Origin of the sequence: Shewanella fidelis ATCC BAA-318 (assembly GCF_000518605.1) — a bacterium.
In the GTDB taxonomy this organism is placed as follows: Bacteria; Pseudomonadota; Gammaproteobacteria; order Enterobacterales; family Shewanellaceae; genus Shewanella; species Shewanella fidelis.
Genome location: NZ_KI912458.1, coordinates 89,737 through 114,630 on the forward strand (window position 1 = coordinate 89,737; position 24,894 = coordinate 114,630).

The following is a 24,894-nucleotide window of genomic DNA, read 5'->3' on the forward strand; positions in this document are numbered from 1 at the left end:
CTATAAAGCGCTAGTGAGCGCTTCACGTAATTTGTTTTGCTGCTGCTCGTCCAACTGTTGTCCGTCTGCGGTTTGCAACAAAAAGAAATCTTCGGCTCTTTCACCTATGGTGGTGATCTTCGCTGCTAGCAAGGTTATTTCGCAGCGATAAAGCACTTCCCCAACTCTTGCTAGTAGCCCAGGTGAATCAAGAGCAATTAGCTCCATCATACTTTTACCATGGCTTCGGGTTGTAGGGAAACTGACTTGGGTCCTAACTTTAAAAGGTTTCATCTTTCTTGAAAGATTTCTAAACTTTGGCAACTTTGGTGTTTCATTACTTAACGCTTTGATTAACGTCTTTTTGATCCCTTGGATCCGTGATAGCTGAGTTACCGGTTGGCCATCTTGTTCTAAAATGACAAAAGAGTCTAGTGCGTAATTGTCTTTCGAGGTCATAATGCTGGCATCATGTACAGTAATATTCTTATTATCTAAAATAGCCATCACAGTGGCGAATAATTTAGGCTTATCTTTGCCATAAACAAACAACTCTGTGCCCCCGCGAGTTGCATGTTTAGAGATGAGTACCAAGGCTTCATCTTGTTTATGTTTTATGATGGCTTCAGCATGCCAAGCGATCTGGTTTGGTTGGTTACGTAAAAAATAATCAGCTTTAAAGCGCAGCCATAGTGCATCTAAATCTTTTTCTTTTATGCCACGGCGTAACAGTTCTTTTTTGGCTTTTGCTTGGTGTTCACGAACGCGGGCACGAATATCGATGGGCTTTTCTTTACCTCTGGCAAGTACGCGTTGAGTCGAAAAGTAAAGATCTCTTAGTAATGAGCCTTTCCAATTATTCCAAGTACGCTCGTTAGTTGCGCAAATATCGGCAACCGTTAAGCAGTAAAGGTAGCTCAAATGTACTGCGTCTCGCACTCGCTCAGCAAAATCAGCAACCACATCAGGATCTGATATATCGCGGCGCTGGGCTGTTACCGACATCACGAGGTGATTTTCTACGAGCCAACTGACTAAACGACCATCATGATCATTCATACCATGTAACTTACAAAATTCTAACGCGTCAGTGGCACCGAGTTTACTGTGATCGCCACCACGTCCTTTGGCGATATCATGAAAAATAGCGCCAAGTACCAATAAGCCTTTTTTAGGCAGCTGATTGATAAGTACTGAGCCTAAAGGGAACTCCTCTTTTTGTTCTGGTTGAGCAAAGCGTTCGATATTAAGCAGTAACCTATGGGTGTGTTCATCTACAGTGTAGGCATGGAAAAGGTCAAACTGCATTTGTCCTTCAATAGCACGCCATGCCGGCAGATAAGCTGATAATACGCCGTGTTTATGCATTAAAGATAAGGCCGTTATTCCTCGTGGATGACGTAAAATCTGCATAAATAATTTACGGCAGGATTCATGGTACATCAGCGCTTGAGGTTGTGCGCGCCGAGCGCGACGCAAACTACGTAGCGTTGCGGCGTATACAGCTTGAATATTGGAGTTTTTTGCTACCCACAAAAATAGCTTAAGTATGTTTTCTGGATTATCGAATAGATCGTTACTGAGGCTTTCGATAAATTTACCGCGGCGCTGAAAATGCTCATCAATTGCTACGATATCAAGGGTTTTACCATGCTCTAAGGTTGCACGCTTAAATAGCTGTAATAGCATCTGATTGAGCTCCATTACTCGCCTTACAGTGCGGTAATAGTTTTTCATCATCTGCTCAACAGCGAGCTGAGTACCATCTTCATAACCCATTAATTTGGCAACTTGAGGCTGCAAGTCAAACAATAAACGGTTTTCGTCTCGGCCTGAGATTAAGTGTAATGAGCAGCGCAATTGCCATAAAAAGTGCTGTGCTTCCATTAGCTCATCAAGTTCAACTGGCTCTAAAAAGCCGTGATGAACCAGTTCTTCTAGCTTTTCGGCATTGAAATGACGCATGGCAACCCAAGCGACGGTTTGAATATCACGCAATCCCCCAGGGCAACTTTTTAAGTTAGGCTCTAAATCGAAGGCGCTGGCTTTGCTATGGCGAGTCATTTGCTCGTGTTTCTTTGCCAGATAAAATTCACTACTTGGCCAGAAGTCCTCCTGACGAATAGCGCGATAGAGCAGAGTGTAAAGCGCTTGAGGACCACAAAGTAAGCGCGATTCGAGCAAGTTAGTGGCTACAGTGATATCAGCGCGGCCTTGCTCAAGGGTTTGTTCAATTGAACGTACGCTATGCCCAACTTCTAAGCCAGCATCCCAAATAAACGCGATAAAAGCACTCAATGCTTGCTCGGCATCGTTTGAAAGTTCAGCCTCTGTGAGAAATAAAAGATCGACATCTGATTGTGGATGCAGTTCGCCACGGCCGTAGCCGCCAACTGCAACTAGGGCGATAGGGTACTGTTCTAAATGATGGGCGTGCCACTGTTGTTGTAATAACTTATCGACATGTTGGCAGCGAGTGCTCACTATCGAACGAACATCTGATTTTGCATTAAAGCTATCGAGTATCGTTTGGTTTAATTCGATTAACGCCTGTTTGGCTGACTGAGCACTATTCATCAAATCTCTTTTCAAAAACGGATCCGTTGCACCGATTATCTATGCAAAAAAAACTAATTTAAAGGGCTTTATAACGATTAGTCATGCTTAAATGAGCTTTTGTTTGCAATGCTTTATTTTAGTGCAGTCATTGCGCTGTATTTGATTACTCATATTTCAAAATGCACAAACAAAAAAGGCGCGCCTAAGGCACGCCTTTGAAATGCTTTTTCAAATTGTAATTAGTGATTAATTACGCGAGGCAACTCGGTTTCTTCTTCACGAAGCGTTAATACTTCAACACCGGTTTGGGTGACAAGAAGAGTATGTTCCCACTGTGCAGAGTTTTTTCCATCGGCAGTTGTCACTGTCCAGTTATCATTTTTATCCAGTACGCTAGTATGGCGACCGGCATTAATCATTGGCTCGATGGTGAAACACATACCAGGGCGCAATACTGTTTTATCATTGTTTTTGTAGTGCATCACTTGCGGTTCTTCATGGAAGCCTGCACCGATGCCGTGGCCGCAATAGTCAGTTACAATGCTGTACTTCTCAAGGCCAGTTTTTTTCGACTTAACAAACTTTTCAATAAGGGTACCGATTTCGCCTAGTTTCATACCTGGGCGAACTTTTTTAATGCTGGCGTATAATGCTTCTTGTGCGATGCGGCATAGGCGCGTGTCTTTAGGGCTAACGTTGCCGATCAAGAACATTTTAGAGGTATCGCCATGGTAACCATCTTTGATAACAGTGATATCGATATTGATAATATCGCCATCAACCAATGGACGGTCTTCAGGGATCCCGTGACAAATTACCTCATTAATTGAGGTACAAATTGATTTTGGAAATCCATGGTAATCAAGTGGAGCAGAAATGGCACCTTGCTCTTCAGTGTATTTTGCACAAATGTCATTTAATTGGTTGGTCGTAACACCTGCAACTACATGTGGAGCGATCATCTCAAGTACTTGTGCGGCTAGCTTGCCGGCTGCGCGCATTTTTTCGATCTCTTCCGCTGTCTTAATTACTATACTCATTCTGCTGTCTCTTAGTCTTAAAATTGTCGTCTTTCAATGTGACGATTATGCATGAAAAACGACGTAAATATTTGTGCTTTTTTTCATATTATGGTATAAAGCGCGCCGTTATGTTTGACTCTTGCCGATGTCACTTTAGGTGATTCGTTCGAGTTAAGATGGCGGCCATTATACATGGCTATTGAAAAATACTAAATCACACACATATCGACACGTTCTTCGGGGTGCCCATAATCGGGTCGAAGATATGGGATATGTGGAGGTCTAACCCCCCATTTTTAAGGTAAATAAAATGACTACAGTTTCAATGCGCGACATGCTACAAGCCGGTGTTCACTTCGGTCACCAGACTCGTTACTGGAACCCAAAGATGAAGCCATTCATCTTCGGCGCTCGTAACGGTGTACACATCATCAACCTAGAGCACACTGTACCTATGTTCAACGAAGCACTTGCTTTCATCAGCAACGTTGCATCTAAGAAAGGTAAGGTTCTTTTTGTTGGTACTAAGCGTGCTGCAAGCGAAGCTATCAAAGAAGCTGCTGTTTCTTGTGACCAGTACTACGTTGATCACCGTTGGTTAGGTGGTATGTTGACTAACTGGAAAACAGTTCGTCAATCAATCAAGCGTCTAAAAGACCTTGAAAGCCAGTCTGTAGACGGTACTTTCGACAAGCTAACTAAGAAAGAAGCGCTAATGCGTACTCGTGAACTTGAGAAGCTAGAGAAATCTCTAGGTGGTATCAAGAACATGGCTGGCCTACCTGACGTAATTTTCGTTATCGGTGCTGACCACGAGCATATCGCTATTAAAGAAGCTAACAACCTAGGTATTCCTGTTGTTGCTGTTGTTGATACAAACTCTTCTCCAGACGGTATCAACTACATCATTCCTGGTAATGATGACGCTATGCGTTCTATCCGTCTTTACACTCAGTCTGTTGCTGCTGCTGCAAAAGCTGGCCGTGGTCAAGACCTAGCTGTTCAAGCTGAGCAAGACGGTTTCGTAGAAGCTGAATAATAACGGTTGATGAATTTCATCACCCTTATTAACCAAGGTATATGATTGGTGAGCAGGGGCGAAGTGACTAAAGGTGACTAGCCCCTGCTCTATATCTATTGAATTTGAAGAATTATCTGTAGAGGATTTAGCAATGGCAATTACTGCTGCCCAAGTTAAAGAACTTCGTGACCGCACTGGCGCGGGCATGATGGACTGTAAAAAAGCACTGACTGAAACTAACGGTGACATCGAACTAGCGATTGATAACATGCGTAAGAGCGGTGCTGCTAAGGCTGCTAAAAAAGCAGGTAACATCGCAGCAGAAGGCACAATTCTAATCAAGAAAGGCGAAGGTTTCGCTGCTCTTGTAGAAGTTAACTGCCAAACTGACTTCGTAGCAAAAGACTCTAACTTCCTAGCTTTCGCTAACGAAGTTCTAGACGTTGCTGCTGCATCAAAAGTTACTATCGAAGCACTTAAAGAGCAGTTTGAAGAAACTCGTGTTGCTCTAGTTGCTAAGATCGGTGAAAACATCAACGTACGTCGTGTTGAGTACATCGATGGTTCTAACCTAGCTGAATACCGTCACGGCGACCGTATCGGTGTTGTTGTTACTGGTGACGCTGACGAAGAAACATTAAAGCACCTTGCAATGCACGTTGCTGCTTCTAAGCCAGAGTACGTAAACCCAACTGACGTTCCTGCAGAAGTTGTTGAGAAAGAAAAGACTCTTCAAATCGAAATCGCAATGAACGAAGGTAAGCCTGCTGATATCGCTGAGAAAATGGTTATCGGTCGTATGAAGAAGTTCACTGGCGAAGTTTCTCTAACTGGCCAAGCTTTCATCATGGAACCAAAGAAAACTGTTGGCGAATTCCTAAAAGAGAAAGGCGCTTCAGTATCTAACTTCATCCGTTTAGAAGTTGGTGAAGGTATTGAAAGAAAAGAAGAAGATTTTGCTGCTGAAGTAGCTGCACAAATCGCTGCTAGCTCTAAGGCTTAATCTCCTTAGTTAGCAAACATAAGACCGTAGCAATTGCTGCGGTCTTATCGTATATACTCAACAGGTTTTTGTGCAGGCTTAGCTCTGTATGGAAAATGCGTTAAGTATATAACTCCCTATCGCCATAATCAGGACTAATAAATATGAGTACCAATCCTAAACCTGCATTTCGTCGTGTTCTTTTAAAGTTAAGTGGTGAAGCCCTAATGGGTGAAGAAGGCTTCGGCATCGATCCTAAAGTACTTGATCGTATGGGACAGGAGATCAAAGAGCTAGTAGAGTTAGGTATTCAAGTGGGTGTTGTCATTGGCGGTGGTAACTTGTTCAGAGGTGAAGGCCTAGCAAATGCAGGCATGAACCGCGTTGTGGGTGACCACATGGGCATGTTGGCGACCGTGATGAACGGTTTGGCAATGCGTGATTCATTGCACCGTGCATATGTAAATGCGCGTTTGATGTCAGCCATTCCGCTTAAAGGCGTTTGTGATGACTACAACTGGGCTGAAGCAATTAGTTTGCTTAAATCTGGCCGTGTTGTTATTTTTGCTGCTGGTACAGGTAACCCGTTCTGTACAACTGACTCTGCTGCGTGTTTACGTGGTATTGAGATCGAAGCAGAAGTTGTGATTAAAGGCACAAAAGTTGATGGTGTTTATTCAGATGATCCATTTAAGAATCCTGAAGCCGTCAAGTACGATGTTATGGGGTACAACGAAGTACTCGAAAAAGAATTGAAAGTAATGGATTTGGCTGCATTCACTTTGGCCAGAGACCATAATATGCCATTGCTAGTATTTAACATGAATAAGCCAGGTGCATTGCGCCGAGTGATCATGGGCGAGCAAGAAGGCACCTTGATTAAAGCTGACTAAGCTATATTTAGTGACTTAAAAGGACATATAACGTGATAAACGAAATCAAAAGTGATGCGAAAGTTCGCATGGAAAAGTGTGTTGAGTCTACCAAAACTCAAATGGCTAAAGTTCGTACAGGCCGTGCACACCCAAGCTTATTAGATACCATCCAAGTACCTTACTACGGCTCGCTGACTCCGCTTAAGCAAGTAGCTAGCATCTCTATTGGTGATGCGCGTACGTTAACAGTATCTGTGTTTGACCGTACGATGATTGCCGCAGTTGAAAAAGCAATCATGAGCTCAGATTTGGGTCTTAACCCAATGTCAGCTGGCGCGACTATTCGTATTCCGTTACCAGCATTGACTGAAGAGCGTCGTAAAGACTTAATTAAAGTTGTGCGTGCTGAAGCTGAAAACGGTCGTATTGCAATCCGTAACGTACGCCGTGATGCTAACTCAAGTGTTAAAGAACTTGAAAAAGAAAAAGAGTGTACAGAAGATGATGTTCGTCGTAGTGAAGATGACGTACAAAAGCTTACTGATGCGCACATTAAGCTAGTAGATGAAATTTTAGCTGCAAAAGAAAAGGAGCTAATGGAGTTCTAATTAGACTTTCATTAGTGCGTAGTGCTGTTGATAATGTGAGTTTATATTTTTTAGTGTAGATACAGATTTTGTATTTTAATGAGAATTAGCAATATTTTTATAGAGGGCATAAGGCTTCATAGCTCACGCCTTGCAATAAAAGCGGCTAACTCGAACAAAAATTAAACTTGAACGGTCAACATGCCCTAGAGTTCAGACGCCGTGTAGAGTTATACTACACGGCGTTTGTCTATTTTTAAGGGTTGTAATAGATGTCAATCGATTCCCAGTCTGATACTGAAGCAGTTCAGACATTACCAAGTGAGATTTCATCCTTGGTGAAACAGTCTATTCCTAAACACGTTGCTATCATTATGGATGGTAACGGACGTTGGGCACAGGCTCAGGGAAAACCTCGTGTTATGGGTCATAAGGCCGGTGTTAAGGCCGTTAGACGAGCGGTGAGTACTGCCCGTAACTTAGGTATAGAGTCATTAACGTTATTTGCGTTCTCAAGTGAAAACTGGCGCAGACCTGACAAAGAAGTCAGCTTGTTAATGGAACTGTTTTTTACGGTTTTGCAACGTGAGCTTAAGTTGTTACACAACAATGGTGTTCGCCTTAATATTATTGGCGATACCAGCCGTTTTTCAGCGCGTTTGCAAAAGCAAATTGCAACCGCAGAAGAAAAAACCGCAGACAATAATGATTTAGTGCTGAATGTGGCGGCGAACTATGGTGGCCGTTGGGATATTATGCAAGCAGCCCAAAAGCTTGCGCTAAAAGTTGAATCTGGTGAAATGAGCAGCAGTCAGTTCACCGAAGCAGCGTTAAGTGAACATTTATGCATGCAAAATCAAGCTGAAGTTGATTTAATGATCCGCACTGGTGGTGACTATCGCATCAGTAATTTTGTGTTATGGCAAGCAGCATATGCAGAGTTAGTCTTTACTGACACCCTGTGGCCAGATTTTGATGAGGATGCGTTTAAAGATGCGATCGCTATATTTGCAAATCGCCAACGCCGATTTGGTCTAACAGGGACTCAAATCGACAGCATCCGCTCTTTGTAATAATTAGTGAGGGAAGTTTTTTGCTAAAACAACGAATAATAACAGCAATTTGGTTAATCCCCTTAGTTTTTGGTGCCATTTTCGGTTTACCGACAGAGTATTTTTGTTGGGCACTATTGGGAGTCTTTTTAATTGCCGCTAAGGAATGGGGGCGTATTATTGATAGTCGCTGTCAAATGACGCAATGGAGTTTTACGGTTACTATTGGTGTATTACTAACCGCTCTTAATTTATTGGTACCTGCCGATGAAATCTGGAACCGAGGCATGTTACACCCTATTTATTTAGCGGTGATCATTATCGGTGGCTTTTGGTGGTTCCTGTCATTTGTTATGGTGTTATCTTTCCCTAAAAGTGCAAGCTTTTGGGAGAAAAGCCATATGTTCAAGTCCATGTTTGGTCAACTAACACTTATCCCTTGCTTTGTTTCTTTACTCTCGCTTAAAGCACTTGGTACACAAGGTTCACCCTATTACGGTGCAACATTGGTATTTTTAGTTATGCTAGTTGTATGGGCTACGGATTCTGGAGCCTATTTTGCAGGTAAAACATTTGGTAAGCGTAAACTGATGCCGAATGTGAGTCCTGCAAAAACCATAGAGGGTTTATTAGGCGGCTTGCTGACAACGATGTTGATTGTTGCTGGTGTTATGTATGTATCGCCGGAACAAGAGCTTGGCTTATTGATTGCGGTGACGCTATTTACCGCACTCGCATCTGCAGTGGGCGATCTCTCTGAAAGTATGTTTAAGCGCGTAGCTAAAATTAAAGACTCCGGCACTATTTTACCTGGGCATGGCGGCGTGTTGGATCGAATCGACAGTTTAACTGCAGCCTTACCGGTATTTACCTTAATCTATATAGCTTTTTGGATGTAACTAAATGCAAAATATGGTGATTTTAGGCGCAACAGGCTCAATTGGAGCTAGCACCTTGAGTGTGGTTGCGTGTAATCCAGAGCAATATAAAGTGTACGCATTAGTTGCTCATACTAATGTCGAAAAGATGCTGCAGATCTGTATTGCGCATCAGCCTAAAATTGCCCATATGGTTGATAGCAAAGCTGCAACCGCACTGAAGGCACAATTGCCTAGTTCGCTTAATATTGAAGTCACAACCGGTGAAGATGAATTGTTAGCACTAGTCAGTGCTGCCGAAGTCGATACTGTGATGGCTGCTATTGTTGGTGCTGCGGGTTTACCCTCAACATTGGCTGCGGTAAAAGCAGGTAAACGAGTACTGCTAGCGAATAAAGAGTCCTTGGTGATGTCGGGACAATTATTTATTGAAGCAATGCAGCACTCTGGGGCACAAGTTCTGCCAGTTGATAGCGAGCATAATGCCATTTTTCAGTGCCTATCTGAGCGTTCTCAACTTGAAATTGGTCGCTGTGACTTAGCTGGCGCCGGCGTTTCTCATATATTGTTAACCGGCTCAGGCGGACCATTCTTGACTTCAGATTTATCTTTGCTGCCTGCGATGACACCTGAGCAAGCGTGTAAGCATCCCAATTGGTCAATGGGGCGAAAAATCTCGGTAGACTCTGCAACCATGATGAATAAAGGTCTTGAGTATATCGAGGCTCGCTGGTTGTTTAATGCTTCTCCTGAGCAATTAAAGGTTGTTATTCATCCGCAAAGCGTTATTCACTCCATGGTTCAGTATCGCGATGGTTCGGTACTTGCCCAGCTTGGTAACCCTGATATGCGTACACCAATTGCGCATTGTATGTCTTTTCCAGAGAGAATTACCTCAGGAGTTGAACCTTTAGACTTTTTCAAAGTCGGACAGTTAAGCTTCTTAGAACCGGACTTTAACCGTTTTCCATGCCTAGCACTTGCAATTGAAGCGTGTAAACAAGGGCAGGAGGCAACGACAGTTGTCAATGCGGCTAATGAAATTTCAGTGCAAGCATTTTTAGACGGTAAGATTCGTTTTACTGATATAGCTAAAATAAACGAACAGAGCTTAATTAATACGGCAACGCATCCATTAAATAATATTGAAGACATTCTTGCTTTAGATACTCAAAGTCGTCGATATACGTTAGAAGCCATCAGCAAGCTGAATTAGTCCCGAGGGAAGGATGATAGATTTTTTATGGAACCTAGGTTCCTTTGTTGTAGCGTTAGGGATTTTGATCGCGGCCCATGAGTATGGTCACTTTTGGGTTGCACGTAAATGCGGCGTTAAAGTTGAGCGTTTCTCAATTGGCTTCGGTAAAGCCATTTGGCGTAAAACAGGCCAAGATGGTACTGAATATGTCATTGCGATGATCCCCCTCGGCGGTTACGTGAAGATGCTCGATGAGCGTGTAGAAGACGTACCTGAAGAGTTAAAAGAGCAAGCGTTTAATCGCAAAAGCGTATGGCAACGAATTGCCATAGTCAGTGCTGGGCCCATTGCTAACTTTTTGTTTGCAATAGTCGCGCTTTATGCCATGTATTTGATTGGCGTACCGGCGATAAAACCTGTCATTGATTCAACGATTGCAGGCACTCCCGCAGCACAAATTGTGGTTAAAGAGCCTATGCAAGTGATGGCCGTTGGCGGCCAAAAGGTGAGAGATTGGGAAGAAGTCAATTTAGCGCTTGCTGGACATATTGGTGACAGTGAAGTCGAGATTACTTTAGCACCGCTCGAACGTCTTGAGGGCAGTGACAATGGCCAACACTACATTCTCAATACTAAGGATTGGCAGGTAAATCCTGAAAAACAACTGCCAATTACGGCAATTGGGCTTGGTATGTTCCGCCCATCAGTATTACCTGAACTGGCTATGGTGAGTAAAGATGGTGCCGCTGGGCTTGCAGGATTAGCAGTTGGTGATACGTTAGTCGCTATTAATGGCGAAAAATACACTGATTGGCCAAGATTTGTAGAAATCATTCAAAACTCAGCTAATAAGCTTGTTAGTATTACAGTGCGCCGCGATGGTGAGCAGCTAAGTTTTGATGTTACGCCTAAATCTCGAGAAAATGCCGCCGGCAAACTTGAGGGGGTTATTGGAGTTGCACCAACAGCTCAACCGTGGCCAGATAATATGAAAGTGCAACTAGAATACGGATTTTTTGAATCTTTTCCGGTTGCAGTCGATAAAACATGGCAACTTGTCTCTGTCAGCATTAAGATGATTGGCAAGTTATTTACTGGTGACGTTTCGGTTAAAAATTTAAGCGGCCCTATTTCGATTGCACAAGGTGCGGGAAATAGCGCAGACGTTGGACTGGTATATTTTTTAGGTTTTCTTGCATTGATTAGCGTTAACTTAGGCATTATTAACTTATTGCCTTTGCCAGTGCTCGATGGAGGACACCTTTTGTATTACTTCATAGAGGTAATTACAGGCAGACCTGTACCGGAGAAGGTACAGGAAATTGGATTCAGAATTGGGGCAGCTTTGCTGCTGATGTTGATGAGTGTTGCACTCTTTAATGACTTTTCCCGACTCTGAGCAAGGACAGACAAATAATTAGAAGTGCTCTATGAGATTGAATAAACTTTTTGCCTCGATGTTATTAGTCGGAGCGTCTTTTTCAGGGAACGGTTGGGCAGAAACATTCCAGCCTTTTGAAGTAGCTGATATCCAAGTTGAAGGTTTACAGCGAGTTGCGCTCGGTGCGGCTTTGCTTAACTTGCCTGTAAAGGTAGGGGATACTGTTGATCAATTAAAACTGCAGCAAGCGATTAAAAGCTTGTATGCATCAACCAACTTCGAAAAAATTGAAGTGCTGCGTGATGGCAACGTTCTTGTCGTCAAAGTGACTGAACGTCCAACAATTAGCTCAGTTACCTTTGAAGGTAACAAAGACATTAAAGATGAGCAATTACAAGAGAGTCTTGATGGCTCTGGTGTAAAAGTTGGTGAGTCACTCGATCGCACTATGCTGTCAGGCATTGAAAAAGGTCTGCAGGATTTTTATTACGGTGTGGGTAAATACGGCGCGAAAGTTAAGGCTGAGATTATTAATCTGCCTCGAAATCGAGTCGAGCTGAAATTTACCTTTACTGAAGGTTTAGCTGCAGAAATCCGTCAAATTAACGTAGTGGGTAATACTGAGTTTAGCGATGCTGAGCTTATCGGTATGTTAGAGCTTAAAGACTACGTTGCTTGGTGGGATCTATTTGGTGAGCGCCGCTACCAAAAGCAAAAGTTACAAGCTGATCTTGAAACCATTAAAACTTACTACCAAAACCGTGGTTACATTCGCTTTGATGTCACTTCAACTCAGGTTGCAATGACACCAGACCGTAAGGGCTTATACATCACCATTAACGTTGATGAAGGTGAGCAATATAAGGTTAAAGAAGTTAACCTAACCGGTGACTTGATGGGTAAAGAAGAGGTGTTAGAAGCCATTTTGCCATTGAAGTCAGGTGATATGTATAACGGTGGTGATGTTACCTTTACTGAAGAGATGTACGGTAAATACCTAGGCCGCTTTGGTTACGCTTATCCTGAGGTGAAGACTTATCCGGAAATTGATGATGAGACTAAAGAGGTTAACCTCAACATCAATATTAAGCCGGGTAAACGTGTTTATGTACGTAATATTAACTTCTCTGGTAACACAGTAACCAAAGACGAAGTTATGCGTCGTCAACTACGTCAAATGGAAGGTGCATGGCTAAACTCTGCTCAAGTTGAGTTGTCAAAATCTAACCTAAACCGTCTAGGTTACTTTGAAACGGTTGATACTGAAACTGTACAAGTACCGGGTACTGATGATTTGGTTGACGTCTCATTTAATGTGAAAGAGCAGCCATCAGGTTCATTTAACGCTGGTGTCGGCTACGGTACCGAGTCTGGGTTAAGTTTACAGTTTGGTGTTCAGCAAAGTAACTTCTTAGGTACAGGTAACCAAGCTGGTGTTAACTTAAATACCAATAAATACTCGAAGAACGTCAATATTAACTATACCGACCCATTTTTTACTAAAGATGGCGTGAGCTTAGGTGGCAGTATTTATTGGAGTGAGTTCGACGCCGATGAAGCAAACTTAGAAGCCTATAAGAACAGCTCATACGGTATCGCGTTAAATTCAGGTTTCCCAATCAACGAATATAACCGTATTAACGGTGGTATCGGTTATCGTCATAACGAAATTTCTGAAATTTCAGCCTATGAGCAGGCGATCCGATTCTATGATATTTATCGTGATAGTGATGACCCTAACGCTGGCTTAAGCTTTGATAACTTTGAGGTCAGTCTAGGTTGGTCACGTAGTAGCTTAAACCGAGGTACCTTCCCATCTGACGGTTCTTCACAGCGTCTAAATGGTAAGATGACGGTACCAGGTTCTGATCTACAGTATTTTAAAGCTGACTTTGATACTAACTTTTACTTCCCAATTGACCGTAAACACAGTTTTGTTGTGTTAGCCCGCGGTCGTCTTGGTTATGGTAATGGCTATGGTCAATTCAACGATAATGATCAAATCTTACCGTTCTGGGAAAACTATTATTCTGGTGGTAGCAGTTCATTACGTGGCTTTAAATCAAACTCTGTTGGTCCGCGTTCATTCTACCTATACCGCGGCAGTGAGCCATGTTCGCCTGATCCTTCAGGAGATGGATGTAGCTTACCTGGGGATCCTAACCAAATTCAGGTGAGTTCGGGTCGCTCTATTGGTGGTAATGCTATCGCAACAGCCAGTTTAGAATTGATTGTGCCAACACCATTCTTGGATGAGGCTTATACAAATTCTGTACGTACCAGTTTCTTCGTTGACGCAGGTAACGTATGGGATACTGAGTTTGACTACGATTCGTATCGTTATCTTCCTGTTGAAGAGTTTGATAAACTGCAAGATTATAGCGATCCGGGCCGTATTCGTGCCTCTTGGGGTATGAGCGTGCAATGGCTATCGCCGATGGGACCTATGGTATTTAGCCTTGCATGGCCAATTAAGGAATACGAGGATGATGAAACAGAGATCTTCTCGTTTAATATTGGTAAAACTTTCTAAAAATCAGTTTATAAAAGTCGGCAAGTTTTGCTGAGATAAAGGAGTTTGTTTTGAATAAGATGTTAAATCGCGCAATGATGGTTTTGGTTCTTTTAGGTGCACCTTTAGCGGCGCATGCTGAAAAAATCGCAGTTGTTGATATGCAAGCAGTATTTGAGCAGTTACCACAGCGTGAACAGGTAAACGAAACGTTGAAGGCTGAATTTGGTGATCGTGTTGCTGCTGTGCAAAAAATGCAGGAAGAGCTTCGTGGTCTGCTAGAAAAGCAGCAACGTGATGCAGCCTTGATGAGCGAGTCTCAAAAGACTGAAATGGTTCGAAAAATGGAATCTATGAAAGCTGAGCTACAATTAAAGGGCAAAGCGCTAGATGAAGATATGCGTCGTCGTAACGGCGAAGAGCAAAACAAACTGTTATTGCAAGTTCAAAAGACAATCAATTCTATTGCTGAAAAAGAGCAATATGACATGGTGCTTCAACGTGGTGCAGTTATCTATGTTAAGCCAAGTGCTGACATCAGTAACAAAGTGGTTGAAGCTTTAGGTAAAGGCAACTAATTAGATGAAAAGCTATACATTAAGAGTATTGGCTGACCATTTAAATGCAGACATCAAAGGTGACGAAACAGTTGAGATTTCAGCTGTTGGCACCTTAGATGGTGCAGGTTCTGGTCAAATCTCTTTCTTGGCTAATTCTAAGTATCGTTCGCAGCTGACAAGTTCAGCTGCGTCTGCGATCTTAATGACGCCAAAAGATGCTGAAGATTTTGTAGGCAATGCGATCGTACTAAACGACCCATATGTGGGTTTCGCACGCATTGCACAATTTCTTGATACAACACCAAAAGCAGCAGACAGCATCCACCCATCAGCACAAATAGCAGCATCTGCTATGCTAGGTGATGATGTAGCTATCGGTGCTAATGCAGTGATTGGTGAAAACGTTATTTTAGGCAATGGTGTGCAAGTAGGTGCTGGCTGCGTTGTCGGTCAAGACAGTGTCATTGGCTCTAACACACGCTTATGGGCCAATGTGACTATTTATCATAATGTGCATTTAGGCCAAGACTGTATTATTCACTCTGGTGCTGTTTTAGGATCAGATGGTTTTGGTTATGCCAATGAGCGTGGTCAATGGATTAAGATCCCACAAACTGGTGGTGTTCGTATTGGCGACCGTGTCGAAATTGGTGCAAATACTACTGTTGATCGTGGTGCAATTGAGCACACTGAAATCCATGACGGTGTTATTTTAGATAACCAAGTTCAAATCGCGCATAACGATATCATTGGTGCTAACACTGCGATTGCAGGTAGTACGGTTGTTGCTGGTAGTGTCACTATTGGTAAGCACTGTATTATTGGTGGTAACTGCGCAATCTCAGGACATTTGAGTATTTGTGACGGTGTACACATCAGCGGAAGTACTAATGTTACTGGCCTTATTCGCGAACCGGGTGTTTACTCATCTGCTACGGTTGCAATGGATAACAAGCTATGGCGCAAGAATACAGTTCGTTTTAGACAGCTAGATACGCTATTCCAACGCGTAAAAGCTTTGGAAAATAACGTAAAGTAAATAACTGCTTTAAGCAGAGAAAGGAAAGTTTTGTGTCAAATCAATTGAATACAATGGATATTAAAGAGATCTTAAAATTTTTACCTCATAGGTATCCATTTTTATTGATCGATAGAGTTTTAGATTTCACTCCAGGTGAATCATTACATGCTATCAAAAACGTCACGATTAATGAGCCATTTTTCCAGGGACATTTCCCGGTTCAACCTGTGATGCCTGGTGTGTTGATCTTAGAAGCTATGGCGCAAGCTACCGGCCTTCTAGCGTTTAAAACCATGAGCACAGAGCCATCTAATGATGTGCTTTATTATTTTGCTGGTATTGATAACGCTCGCTTTAAGCGCGTTGTTGAGCCAGGTGATCAACTTCATTTTGAAGTACAGATGATTAAAGAGCGCCGCGGGATTGGCGTGTTTACTGGCGTTGCAAAAGTGGATGGCGAGGTTGTTTGTTCAGCAGAAATCATGTGTGCACGTAGAGAGATTTCTAAGTGATAGATAAATTAGCTTATATCCATCCTGATGCCAAAATTGGCAAAAACGTAACAATTGGTCCTTGGACATACATTGGTGCGGATGTTGAGATTGGTGACGATTGTTGGTTTAGCTCACACGTTGTGGTGAAAGGTCCAACTGTTATTGGTAAAGGCAACAAGTTCTACCAATTTGCTTCAGTGGGTGAAGACTGCCAAGATAAAAAATATGCAGGTGAACCAACTCGTCTGATTATTGGTGATAATAACGTTATCCGTGAGTCGGTAACCATTCACCGTGGTACCACTCAAGATGAGTGGGAAACGCGTATTGGCTCAAATAACCTGTTTATGGCATATGTACATATTGCCCATGACTGTGTTGTTGGTAACAACGTGATTATGGCAAACAACGCATCAATTGCTGGCCATGTGCACGTTGGTGACTGGGCTATTTTAGGCGGCATGACTGGTGTGCATCAGTTTGTGCATATTGGTGCTCACGCGTTTACAGCGGGTAGTTCACTGATATTGAACGATGTTCCGCCATTTGTGATGGCGTCAGGTTCGCCAGCTATCCCACGCGGTTTAAATATTGAAGGCCTTAAGCGTCGAGGTTTTTCAAAAGAATCTCAGCTTTCAGTGCGCCGTGCATATAAAACCCTATATCGCAGTAGCTTAACTGTTGCCGAAGCGATTGAGCAGCTTAAAGAAGCTGCAGTTGATGATGAACAGGTTCAAATGCTAATTGAGTTTGTAGCCTCCTCCCAACGGGGCATTATCCGCTAAGTCAATTATCGAACCCGTGTAAAAGCGGGTTCTTTGTTTCCCACCTTTCAATAATAGACTTTACTTTATGAGTTCAAACAATCCTCGTGTTTTTGCTATGGTTGCTGGAGAGATCTCCGGTGACATTTTAGGAGCAGGTCTAATCAAGGCACTGCAGAAACAGTACCCTGATGCTCGGTTCGTTGGCATAGGTGGGCCACGTATGGACGCCTTAGGCTTTGAGTCAATCTTCTCTTATGAAGAACTCGCTGTTATGGGGATTGTCGAGGTGTTATCACGGCTACCACGACTGTTAAAAGTCCGCGCTACACTCGTAGATGAGATCACTGCTTTACAACCAGATTGTTTTATCGGAATTGACGCCCCTGATTTTAATATCGGGCTGGAATTAAAGTTAAAAGCTAAAGGCATCAAAACGGTGCATTACGTTAGTCCATCTGTGTGGGCATGGCGACCAAAACGTATTTTCAAAATTGCTAAGGCCACCAATATGGTACTGTCGCTTTTGCCGTTTGAAAAAGCGTTTTATGACGAGTACCAAGTTCCTTGTACCTTTGTTGGTCACACGCTGGCTGACGATATTCCGCTAGTTAGTGATAAGCAGCAGGCAAGGCAAGTACTTGGTTTAGAACCGCACGCTGAATATCTTGCTATTTTACCGGGTTCTCGTGGTGGCGAGCTAAAAATGTTGGCAGAACCCTTTGTTAAGGCTGCGACTTTAATCAAGCAGCGCTACCCGGATATCAAATTTGTGACGCCTTTGGTTAATCAAGCAAGGCGAGCACAGTTTGAGCAAGCGCTAAAAGAGTACGCGCCAGATCTTGAAATTCATTTAGTAGAAGGTCAGTCTCGTGAAGTGATGGCCGCAGCTGATTGCATCTTGTTAGCTTCGGGTACCGCAACCCTAGAAGCCATGCTCGTTAAGCGCCCTATGGTGGTTGCTTATCGTGTTAGCCCAATTACCTATCGAATTGCTAAAGGGATGATGCTAACTAAGCGTTACTCCTTGCCAAACTTATTGGCAAATGATGATGTGATTGATGAACTGATCCAAGCAGACTGTACACCAGAGAAAATAGCACAGGCAGTAGCAGTGCAGTTGGATAATGATTTCACTCCGACTTATGAGCGGTTTATGGACATGCATAAAACCCTGAAATGCGACGCCAGTGCACGAGCAGCAGATGCGGTGATTAAGTTAATTGAGGAGCAAGCATAATGGCAGTTATTAAGGGGATTACTCCTGAGCAAGTCGCGCAAATTTGTGTGGGTCATTATGCCGGTGTTGATGAAGTTGGCCGTGGCCCATTAGTGGGTAATGTGGTAACTGCCGCAGTGATTTTAGATCCAAACAACCCGATAGAGGGCTTGAACGATTCTAAAAAATTATCTGAGAAAAAACGTGAGTTATTGTTTGAGCAGATCCAGCAAAAAGCGCTAAGTATCAGTGTCGGTTCAGCAACGCCAGCTGAGATTGATGAGCTTAATATCTTACACGCCACTATGCTGGCTATGCAGCGCGCAGTAGCCGGGCTCAATGTGAAACCAACAAGTGTGCTTGTCGATGGTAATCGAACCCCTGACTTCGGAGTTGAGAGCCACGCAATTGTAAAAGGTGACGGTTTAATTGATGCCATTAGTGCGGCATCTATCATTGCCAAAGTTGTGCGCGATCGTGAAATGGATGCGTTAGCAGCTCAATATCCACAATTTGGTTTTGATAAGCACAAAGGTTATCCAACGAAAGCACATTTTGAAGCGTTAGCTGAGCATGGCGTATTGCCTGAACACCGCAAGAGCTTTAGACCTGTGCGTGAAGCGTTAGAACAAAGCTAGTACATCTCTTAAGTGCTCAATAACTAGCGCTATAACCATTATATTGTGGTTAATCGGTTTAACTAAGGCTAACTTGCGCGAAAACTAACACATCTATCACTCGGGCTAATAGTTTAACTTGTTTGCTGTTAGCCCATGTTTTACCCTGTAAGATTGACCAGCAGTCTTCATCTATCAAAAATTAAAGATACTCCATAATTATGTCAGATCCACGTTTTGTGCATTTACGCGTCCATAGTGATTTTTCTATGTCAGATGGACTTTCTAAAGTTAAGCCTATTATCGGTAAAGTGGCAGAACTTGGAATGCCCGCTGTTGCATTAACAGATCAAACCAATATGTGTGGTCTAGTAAAGTTCTATGGTGGCTGCCATGATGCAGGGATCAAGCCGATTATTGGCACAGATTTTTGGTTGCGAGTACCGGGTTTTGATGACTTTTGTTCGATTACTGCACTGGCAATGGATAACACTGGATACTCAAATCTGACTTTGCTGATTAGTGATGCTTACCTGCGTGGTAACATCAATGATAAAGCTGTTATTGATCAAGAGTGGTTAGCAAAATACAGTGAAGGCTTGATCTTGCTGTCGGGCGGTAAAGATGGGGATGTTGGCCGCGCGCTTCTGAAAGAGAACCGTGGGCAAGTAGATAGCTTAATTAGTTTCTATCAAACTCACTTTCCAGATCGCTATTATTTGGAACTTTTGCGTACAGGTCGACCTGATGAAGAACGCTATTTGCATATGGCGGTCGAGCTAGCAGAGCAAAAAGATCTGCCTGTTGTGGCAACTAACCAAGTGGTATTTGCCAAACCTGATCAATTTGACGCCCATGAGATCAGGGTTGCGATTTACGATGGTTTTACCCTTGCAGATCCACGTAGGCCAAAGAAGTACAGTGATCAGCAATATTTTAAAAGCAGCGAAGAGATGTGTGAGCTGTTTGAAGATATTCCTGAAGCGATTGAAAACACAGTTGAGATCGCGAAGCGCTGTAACGTTACGGTGCGTCTACACGAATACTTCCTGCCTAATTTCCCAACGGGTGATCTGACGATTGAAGATTATTTGGTTGATGTATCTGAAAAAGGCTTAGAAGAGCGCCTTGAGTTCCTGTTTCCAGATCCTGAAGTTCGCGCTGAACGCCGTCCAGAGTATGATGAACGCCTTGATGTTGAACTCAAAGTTATTAACCAAATGGGATTCCCGGGTTACTTCCTCATCGTAATGGAGTTCATTCAGTGGGGTAAAGATAACGATATTCCTATTGGTCCGGGGCGTGGTTCGGGTGCGGGTTCGCTCGTGGCATACGCACTTAAAATTACTGACTTGGATCCGCTTGAATACGACTTGCTGTTCGAACGATTCCTCAACCCAGAACGTGTATCTATGCCCGACTTCGACGTCGACTTCTGCATGGATAGACGTGATGAGGTTATTGATCACGTTGCAGATCTTTATGGTCGTGACGCGGTATCGCAGATTATTACCTTTGGTACTATGGCCGCAAAAGCGGTAATTCGCGACGTAGGTCGTGTGCTGGGGCATCCCTATGGTTTTGTTGACCGCATTTCAAAAATGATCCCAGCAGAGCCAGGTATGACACTCGCAAAAGCGTTTGAAGTCGAGCCGGGTTTACAAGAGTCCTATGATGCTGATGAGGAAGTTAAAGATCTCATCGACATGTGTCGCATTTTGGAGGGGGTGACTCGAAATGCGGGTAAGCATGCTGGTGGCGTGGTTATTGCGCCAACCAAAATTACTGACTTCTCGCCTATCTATTGTGATACCGAAGGCCTTAACCCAGTAACCCAATTTGATAAAAACGACGTTGAAACCGCAGGTCTAGTTAAGTTTGACTTCTTAGGACTAAGAACGCTGACTATTATTGATTGGGCACTGCAGATGGTTAACGCCGTCAAAGATAAAAACGGTGAAGAGCGAGTAAGAATTGAATCGATCTCATTAACGGATCTTAAGTGCTTTAAGTTGTTGCAACGCTATGAAACGACAGCGGTATTCCAGCTTGAATCTCGCGGTATGAAAGATTTGATTAAGCGTCTACAACCAGACTGCTTTGAAGATATGATCGCACTGGTAGCACTATTTAGACCCGGACCGTTACAGTCAGGCATGGTTGATAACTTTATTGAGCGTAAACATGGTCGTGAAGAGGTATCTTATCCTGATTCGCAGTATCAGCATGAGTCGCTAAAAGAATTATTATCACCAACTTACGGTATTATTTTGTACCAAGAGCAGGTGATGCAGATTGCTCAGGTACTTGCTGGTTATACCCTAGGTGGCGCTGACATGTTGCGTCGTGCAATGGGTAAGAAAAAACCTGAGGAGATGGCAAAGCAGCGCGGTACCTTTAAAGAAGGTGCGATTAAAAACGGTGTCGATGGCGAGTTGGCGATGAAAATCTTCGACTTGGTAGAAAAGTTTGCCGGCTATGGTTTTAACAAATCCCACTCGGCAGCATACGCATTAGTTTCTTACCAAACGCTATGGTTAAAAACCCATTATCCAGCACAGTTTATGGCAGCGGTAATGTCGGCTGATATGGATAACACCGATAAAATCGTGACCTTGGTGGATGAATGTGAGCGTATGGGCTTGCCATTACTGCCGCCAGATGTAAACAAAGGTTTGTTTAGGTTTACGGTAGATGATGATTTAAACATTGTTTATGGTATTGGCGCAGTAAAAGGTGTTGGTGAAGGTCCTGTCGAGTCTATTCTAAAAGCCCGTGAAAATGGGCCGTTTATTGATCTATTTGATTTCTGTGCTCGAGTTGATTTAAAGAAGCTTAATCGCCGCGTGATCGAAAAACTAATATGTGCCGGCGCCTTAGATAATCTAGGTCCACACCGCGCAGCAATGATGGCTACTTTGCCTGAAGCGATTCGAGCCGCCGATCAACATGCCAAGGCAGAAGCGATTGGTCAACATGATATGTTTGGTTTACTCAATAGTGAGCCGGAAGACAGCAAGCAGCAGTTTGTTGATTGTACACCGTGGCCGGATAAAGTTTGGCTTGAAGGTGAGCGTGATACCTTAGGCCTTTATTTAACAGGCCACCCGATCAATCAATATTTAAAAGAGCTGAAACATTACACTTCTGGCAGACTGAAAGATGTGCATCCAACTGATCGTGGTAAAACCATGAAGGCCGCTGGGCTTGTGGTGGCTACTCGAGTGATGATGACCAAACGTGGCTCAAAAATGGGGCTCGTTACCCTTGATGATAAAAGTGCGCGTTTAGAGGTGATGTTATTTACTGAAGCGTTCGAGAAGTTTAATCACTTGCTTGAAAAAGACCGGATCTTGATCATCGAAGGTGAAGTGAGCTTTGATGATTTCTCCGGTGGCAACCGCATGACTGCACGTAACATTATCGACATGGGGGAGGCGCGTAGCCATTTTGCCCATGCTGTCGAAATTGACTTAGAAGCAGATAAAGTCAATGAGCAATGGTTGAACCAATTTCAATCCGCCGTTGAGCCTTGGAAAGCGGGAGCTGTACCTGTAGTGATTAACTATGCGCAGCCACAATCACAAGCGCAGTTTACCTTAGGTGATGATTGGCGAGTTAATCCAACCGATGAGCTTATGCTTGCACTTGAGTCGTTGACCGGCTCAGACAAGGTTAAGATTGTTTTTTAGGTTAATGATTTTCTAACATGAATATTAACGCTCTCATTCAAAATTGTTTAGCGCAGCTACCAAGTGTCCCAACTCCGCAGCAGGCTAGGCGTAAGCTGGTGCTTGCCTATAGTGGTGGTGTGGATTCAGAGGTGTTGGCCTATGGTTTGGCGCAGTTCAACAATAGTCATAGCGGTTTTGAATGCTTGCTGGTGCATGTGCATCATGGCTTAAGTGCTAACGCAGATAGTTGGGCTAGCCACTGTCGTGCCCAAAGCACAAATTATGCGCTTGAGTGCAAAGTTAAACAGGTTAGCGTAAAGCGAGCACCGCGCTTAAGTATTGAGGCTGAAGCGCGACAGGTTCGTTATCAGGCACTACTTGAAGAGCTTAACGAAGATGATGTGTTGATCACCGCTCATCATCAAGATGATCAGTTAGAAACAGTATTGTTAGCACTTAAACGTGGTTTAGGGCCGAAAGGTCTAGCAGCAATGGGAAAAGTGCAACGACTACAGCAAAAGTATTGGTTGCTCCGCCCATTGCTGGACTATAGCAAAGAGCAAGTAGAGGCCTATGCGGCTAAGCACAACATCATTCACATCGAAGATGAAAGTAATTTTGATGATAAGTACGATCGTAACTTTTTACGCCTAGCCATCATTCCTAAGCTCAAACAGCGCTGGAGCGCGATTGCAACAACGGCTAGCCGCAGTGCTGAGCTATGCGCTTTACAACAGTCAGTACTTGATGAAGAGATCGCTGCTAAATTGCCTTTAGTCAAGCAGCAGTCCGCTAATGATTGGGTGTTAAAGCTCGATGTTTTAGCACAATACTCAGCAGCGTGGCAGTCGCTATTATTGCGCGGCTTTATGGATGAGCATGGCTTTGCTCCGCCTTCTAAAGTGCAATGCGAGCAAATACTTGCCCAGTTACTAAGGGCAAAAGATGATGCCAAGGTTGAGATCCGCTTAGCCGATGTGGTAATTCGACGGTTTAAACAAGCAGGTTATTTTATTGCATTAAGCAGTGTAAAGAATAGTGCAGAGCCGCTTGCCCCAATTGAAATTAGCATTGAGCAATTAACCAGTGGCAAGTTACAGTTGCCGAGCGGGGAAAGCTTAACTGCCAGCTTGGTTGAGTTGACGCGTCGGCAAGGGGAAGAGCATAGTTCATTTGAACCTCAAGCGGATTCAGACCGAGTATTATGTCGATTACCACTCGCCTCTGAAAAGATCACCATAGTATATGCTTTACCCGGTAGTACACGCTGTCAGCCACATTATAGAAATAAAGGTCGTGAACTTAAGAAGCTGTGGCAAGAGTTACAACTGCCGCCATGGAAACGAGGCCGGGTACCATTATTGTGCTACAACGGTGAACTCGTCGCTGCGATAGGCTATTGGGTGGAAAAACGCTTTTTGCTTGATGCGGGCTTTACAAAGCAGACGTCTGCACAAGCTGATTTACACACTGAAAACAGTGACACAAGCTTAGGTCTGAGTTTTCAGCTCAGTTAATTGAATATCGATATGACTATCAAAATAGGCTGGCGCCCTTTGCTTTAGCTATTGATGGTTAGTCTATTATTATCTTGTTAGCCTCTCGATTACTATCGGTTTGAAAGCACTGTCTGCCGGCAGCTTTGGCTTTGTAAAGCGCATTATCAGCTCGTGCATATAAGCTTTGTTCTGAGTCGTTAGTACGCCATTGCGCGATCCCCATACTGGTGCTGACTTGGTATTTTTCGAGGTAGTCATGGTTGGCGAGGGCATCTAAGATCCGTTGGCAAAGTAACGCTGCAACTTGGCTGTCAGCCTGCAATAAAATAGTGAATTCATCACCGCCAATTCTAAACGCCAAATCAGTGTCTCTGATGGTAGCATTGAGTAATTGTGCAAACTCAATGAGGGCGTTATCTCCCAGTTGATGCCCAAAATCATCATTGAGTTGTTTGAAGTTATCTAAATCTAATGCAATAAGGCTTAACGGTTGTTGGTTCCTTTCGGCGCGGGCGATCTCTTTTCTAAGGCTTTCACGATAGTAGTGTCGATTACCCAGTTTTGTCAGCGCATCATACATGGCTTGTTGTGACATTTCTTGATATTGCAGCGCATTAAATAGGGGTTGCAGTACTAATTTTTGTAGCTGGATTAGCCTTTGAGTTTGAGACGGTACTAATGGCGCTTTTAACATATAGTTGATGGTAAATTGACGCTCAGCGAAGCTAAGTTTTTGCTCGATGGCGTAGCCTTGCTGTTGTCCCCAATGCAACAACTGACCTTTGTGTTCAAGGCAAATACCATAAAGCGGCAAGTGTTGCCCCATGATTTTTCCGAAACAGGCAAATACTGACCGTGGGTCAAGATGCTGATGCAGTTGCTGGATAATATCGACAAGATCAACCTCAGGTAGCGTCGCTATTCCTGCGCCCATAGGCTTACGGTATTCAATAGGCAGAGACTCGGTCGCTAAGCCAAATTCCATAGTTGTTTTCTCCCC

20 protein-coding genes are annotated in these 24,894 nt (G+C 43.5%); 17 read left to right on the forward strand and 3 right to left on the reverse strand.

From position 1 onward, the window contains the following. Window positions 1-2,559 (reverse strand): bifunctional uridylyltransferase/uridylyl-removing protein GlnD, encoded by a 2,559-nt coding sequence (gene glnD / locus L884_RS0113895; RefSeq protein WP_342665506.1) that lies wholly within the window; start codon window positions 2,557-2,559, stop codon window positions 1-3. A 218-nt stretch (window positions 2,560-2,777) separates the two neighbouring features. After that, window positions 2,778-3,578, reverse strand: a complete 801-nt coding sequence (gene map / locus L884_RS0113900) for a type I methionyl aminopeptidase (RefSeq protein ID WP_028768062.1) — start codon at window positions 3,576-3,578, stop codon at window positions 2,778-2,780. A gap of 292 nt (window positions 3,579-3,870) precedes the next feature. On the opposite strand from map, the gene rpsB reads away from it, so the two are divergent. The 17 genes from rpsB to tilS all read left to right on the forward strand — a co-directional run bounded on the left by rpsB (window position 3,871) and on the right by tilS (window position 23,912). Continuing rightward, entirely contained in the window at window positions 3,871-4,599 is a 729-nt protein-coding gene (gene rpsB, locus L884_RS0113905) for a 30S ribosomal protein S2 (RefSeq protein ID WP_028768063.1), read from the forward strand. Between the two features lie 133 nt (window positions 4,600-4,732). Then, on the forward strand, window positions 4,733-5,584 hold the full coding sequence (gene tsf, locus L884_RS0113910; protein WP_028768064.1) for a translation elongation factor Ts: 852 nt from the start codon (window positions 4,733-4,735) through the stop codon (window positions 5,582-5,584). 143 nt (window positions 5,585-5,727) lie between these two features. Beyond that, window positions 5,728-6,456 (forward strand): UMP kinase, encoded by a 729-nt coding sequence (gene pyrH, locus L884_RS0113915; RefSeq protein WP_028768065.1) that lies wholly within the window; start codon window positions 5,728-5,730, stop codon window positions 6,454-6,456. A gap of 32 nt (window positions 6,457-6,488) precedes the next feature. Further along, window positions 6,489-7,046: a ribosome recycling factor gene (frr, locus tag L884_RS0113920; RefSeq protein WP_028768066.1), complete on the forward strand. Its 558-nt coding sequence runs from the start codon at window positions 6,489-6,491 to the stop codon at window positions 7,044-7,046. Between the two features lie 251 nt (window positions 7,047-7,297). Next, a complete protein-coding gene (uppS, locus tag L884_RS0113925) occupies window positions 7,298-8,098 on the forward strand; it encodes a polyprenyl diphosphate synthase (RefSeq protein ID WP_028768067.1) in 801 nt (266 codons plus the stop codon). 20 nt (window positions 8,099-8,118) lie between these two features. Further along, complete coding sequence (locus L884_RS0113930; protein ID WP_028768068.1) at window positions 8,119-8,976, forward strand: phosphatidate cytidylyltransferase; 858 nt, start codon at window positions 8,119-8,121, stop codon at window positions 8,974-8,976. 4 nt (window positions 8,977-8,980) lie between these two features. Next, on the forward strand, window positions 8,981-10,171 hold the full coding sequence (ispC, locus tag L884_RS0113935; RefSeq protein WP_028768069.1) for a 1-deoxy-D-xylulose-5-phosphate reductoisomerase: 1,191 nt from the start codon (window positions 8,981-8,983) through the stop codon (window positions 10,169-10,171). Window positions 10,172-10,184: 13 nt separating this feature from the next. After that, a complete protein-coding gene (gene rseP, locus L884_RS0113940) occupies window positions 10,185-11,552 on the forward strand; it encodes a sigma E protease regulator RseP (RefSeq protein WP_028768070.1) in 1,368 nt (455 codons plus the stop codon). A gap of 31 nt (window positions 11,553-11,583) precedes the next feature. Continuing rightward, on the forward strand, window positions 11,584-14,067 hold the full coding sequence (gene bamA, locus L884_RS0113945; RefSeq protein WP_028768071.1) for an outer membrane protein assembly factor BamA: 2,484 nt from the start codon (window positions 11,584-11,586) through the stop codon (window positions 14,065-14,067). Between the two features lie 59 nt (window positions 14,068-14,126). Further along, complete coding sequence (locus tag L884_RS0113950) at window positions 14,127-14,624, forward strand: OmpH/Skp family outer membrane protein (RefSeq protein WP_037410975.1); 498 nt, start codon at window positions 14,127-14,129, stop codon at window positions 14,622-14,624. 4 nt (window positions 14,625-14,628) lie between these two features. Beyond that, complete coding sequence (lpxD, locus tag L884_RS0113955; RefSeq protein WP_028768073.1) at window positions 14,629-15,645, forward strand: UDP-3-O-(3-hydroxymyristoyl)glucosamine N-acyltransferase; 1,017 nt, start codon at window positions 14,629-14,631, stop codon at window positions 15,643-15,645. 32 nt (window positions 15,646-15,677) lie between these two features. Further along, window positions 15,678-16,139 (forward strand): 3-hydroxyacyl-ACP dehydratase FabZ, encoded by a 462-nt coding sequence (fabZ, locus tag L884_RS0113960; protein ID WP_028768074.1) that lies wholly within the window; start codon window positions 15,678-15,680, stop codon window positions 16,137-16,139. Next, complete coding sequence (lpxA, locus tag L884_RS0113965; RefSeq protein WP_028768075.1) at window positions 16,136-16,906, forward strand: acyl-ACP--UDP-N-acetylglucosamine O-acyltransferase; 771 nt, start codon at window positions 16,136-16,138, stop codon at window positions 16,904-16,906. The genes fabZ and lpxA overlap by 4 nt, the downstream gene beginning before the upstream one ends. Before the next feature lie 67 nt (window positions 16,907-16,973). Then, window positions 16,974-18,125: a lipid-A-disaccharide synthase gene (gene lpxB / locus L884_RS0113970; protein WP_028768076.1), complete on the forward strand. Its 1,152-nt coding sequence runs from the start codon at window positions 16,974-16,976 to the stop codon at window positions 18,123-18,125. Then, window positions 18,125-18,742, forward strand: a complete 618-nt coding sequence (gene rnhB / locus L884_RS0113975; protein WP_028768077.1) for a ribonuclease HII — start codon at window positions 18,125-18,127, stop codon at window positions 18,740-18,742. Before lpxB ends, rnhB begins: the two co-directional genes overlap by 1 nt. A 200-nt stretch (window positions 18,743-18,942) precedes the next feature. After that, the gene (gene dnaE, locus L884_RS0113980) at window positions 18,943-22,413 is read left to right on the forward strand and encodes a DNA polymerase III subunit alpha (protein WP_028768078.1); all 3,471 of its coding nucleotides are present in this window, start codon (window positions 18,943-18,945) and stop codon (window positions 22,411-22,413) included. A gap of 17 nt (window positions 22,414-22,430) precedes the next feature. Next, the gene (tilS, locus tag L884_RS22120) at window positions 22,431-23,912 is read left to right on the forward strand and encodes a tRNA lysidine(34) synthetase TilS (protein WP_084221443.1); all 1,482 of its coding nucleotides are present in this window, start codon (window positions 22,431-22,433) and stop codon (window positions 23,910-23,912) included. Window positions 23,913-23,970: 58 nt separating this feature from the next. Here the strand turns inward: tilS and dgcS are convergent, their stop codons facing one another. After that, window positions 23,971-24,879: a diguanylate cyclase DgcS gene (dgcS, locus tag L884_RS0113990; protein WP_028768079.1), complete on the reverse strand. Its 909-nt coding sequence runs from the start codon at window positions 24,877-24,879 to the stop codon at window positions 23,971-23,973. Window positions 24,880-24,894: the final 15 nt, after the last annotated feature.

Excerpts from the sequence above, each read along its gene's own strand:
- map (WP_028768062.1), bottom strand. The coding sequence starts at position 3,578 with ATGAGTATAGTAATTAAGACAGCGGAAGAGATCGAAAAAATGCGCGCA.
- rpsB (WP_028768063.1), top strand. The coding sequence starts at position 3,871 with ATGACTACAGTTTCAATGCGCGACATGCTACAAGCCGGTGTTCACTTC.
- tsf (WP_028768064.1), top strand. The coding sequence starts at position 4,733 with ATGGCAATTACTGCTGCCCAAGTTAAAGAACTTCGTGACCGCACTGGC.
- pyrH (WP_028768065.1), top strand. The coding sequence starts at position 5,728 with ATGAGTACCAATCCTAAACCTGCATTTCGTCGTGTTCTTTTAAAGTTA.
- uppS (WP_028768067.1), top strand. The coding sequence starts at position 7,298 with ATGTCAATCGATTCCCAGTCTGATACTGAAGCAGTTCAGACATTACCA.
- ispC (WP_028768069.1), top strand. The coding sequence starts at position 8,981 with ATGCAAAATATGGTGATTTTAGGCGCAACAGGCTCAATTGGAGCTAGC.
- rseP (WP_028768070.1), top strand. The coding sequence starts at position 10,185 with ATGATAGATTTTTTATGGAACCTAGGTTCCTTTGTTGTAGCGTTAGGG.
- bamA (WP_028768071.1), top strand. The coding sequence starts at position 11,584 with ATGAGATTGAATAAACTTTTTGCCTCGATGTTATTAGTCGGAGCGTCT.
- L884_RS0113950 (WP_037410975.1), top strand. The coding sequence starts at position 14,127 with ATGTTAAATCGCGCAATGATGGTTTTGGTTCTTTTAGGTGCACCTTTA.
- lpxD (WP_028768073.1), top strand. The coding sequence starts at position 14,629 with ATGAAAAGCTATACATTAAGAGTATTGGCTGACCATTTAAATGCAGAC.
- lpxB (WP_028768076.1), top strand. The coding sequence starts at position 16,974 with ATGAGTTCAAACAATCCTCGTGTTTTTGCTATGGTTGCTGGAGAGATC.
- rnhB (WP_028768077.1), top strand. The coding sequence starts at position 18,125 with ATGGCAGTTATTAAGGGGATTACTCCTGAGCAAGTCGCGCAAATTTGT.
- dnaE (WP_028768078.1), top strand. The coding sequence starts at position 18,943 with ATGTCAGATCCACGTTTTGTGCATTTACGCGTCCATAGTGATTTTTCT.
- tilS (WP_084221443.1), top strand. The coding sequence starts at position 22,431 with ATGAATATTAACGCTCTCATTCAAAATTGTTTAGCGCAGCTACCAAGT.
- dgcS (WP_028768079.1), bottom strand. The coding sequence starts at position 24,879 with ATGGAATTTGGCTTAGCGACCGAGTCTCTGCCTATTGAATACCGTAAG.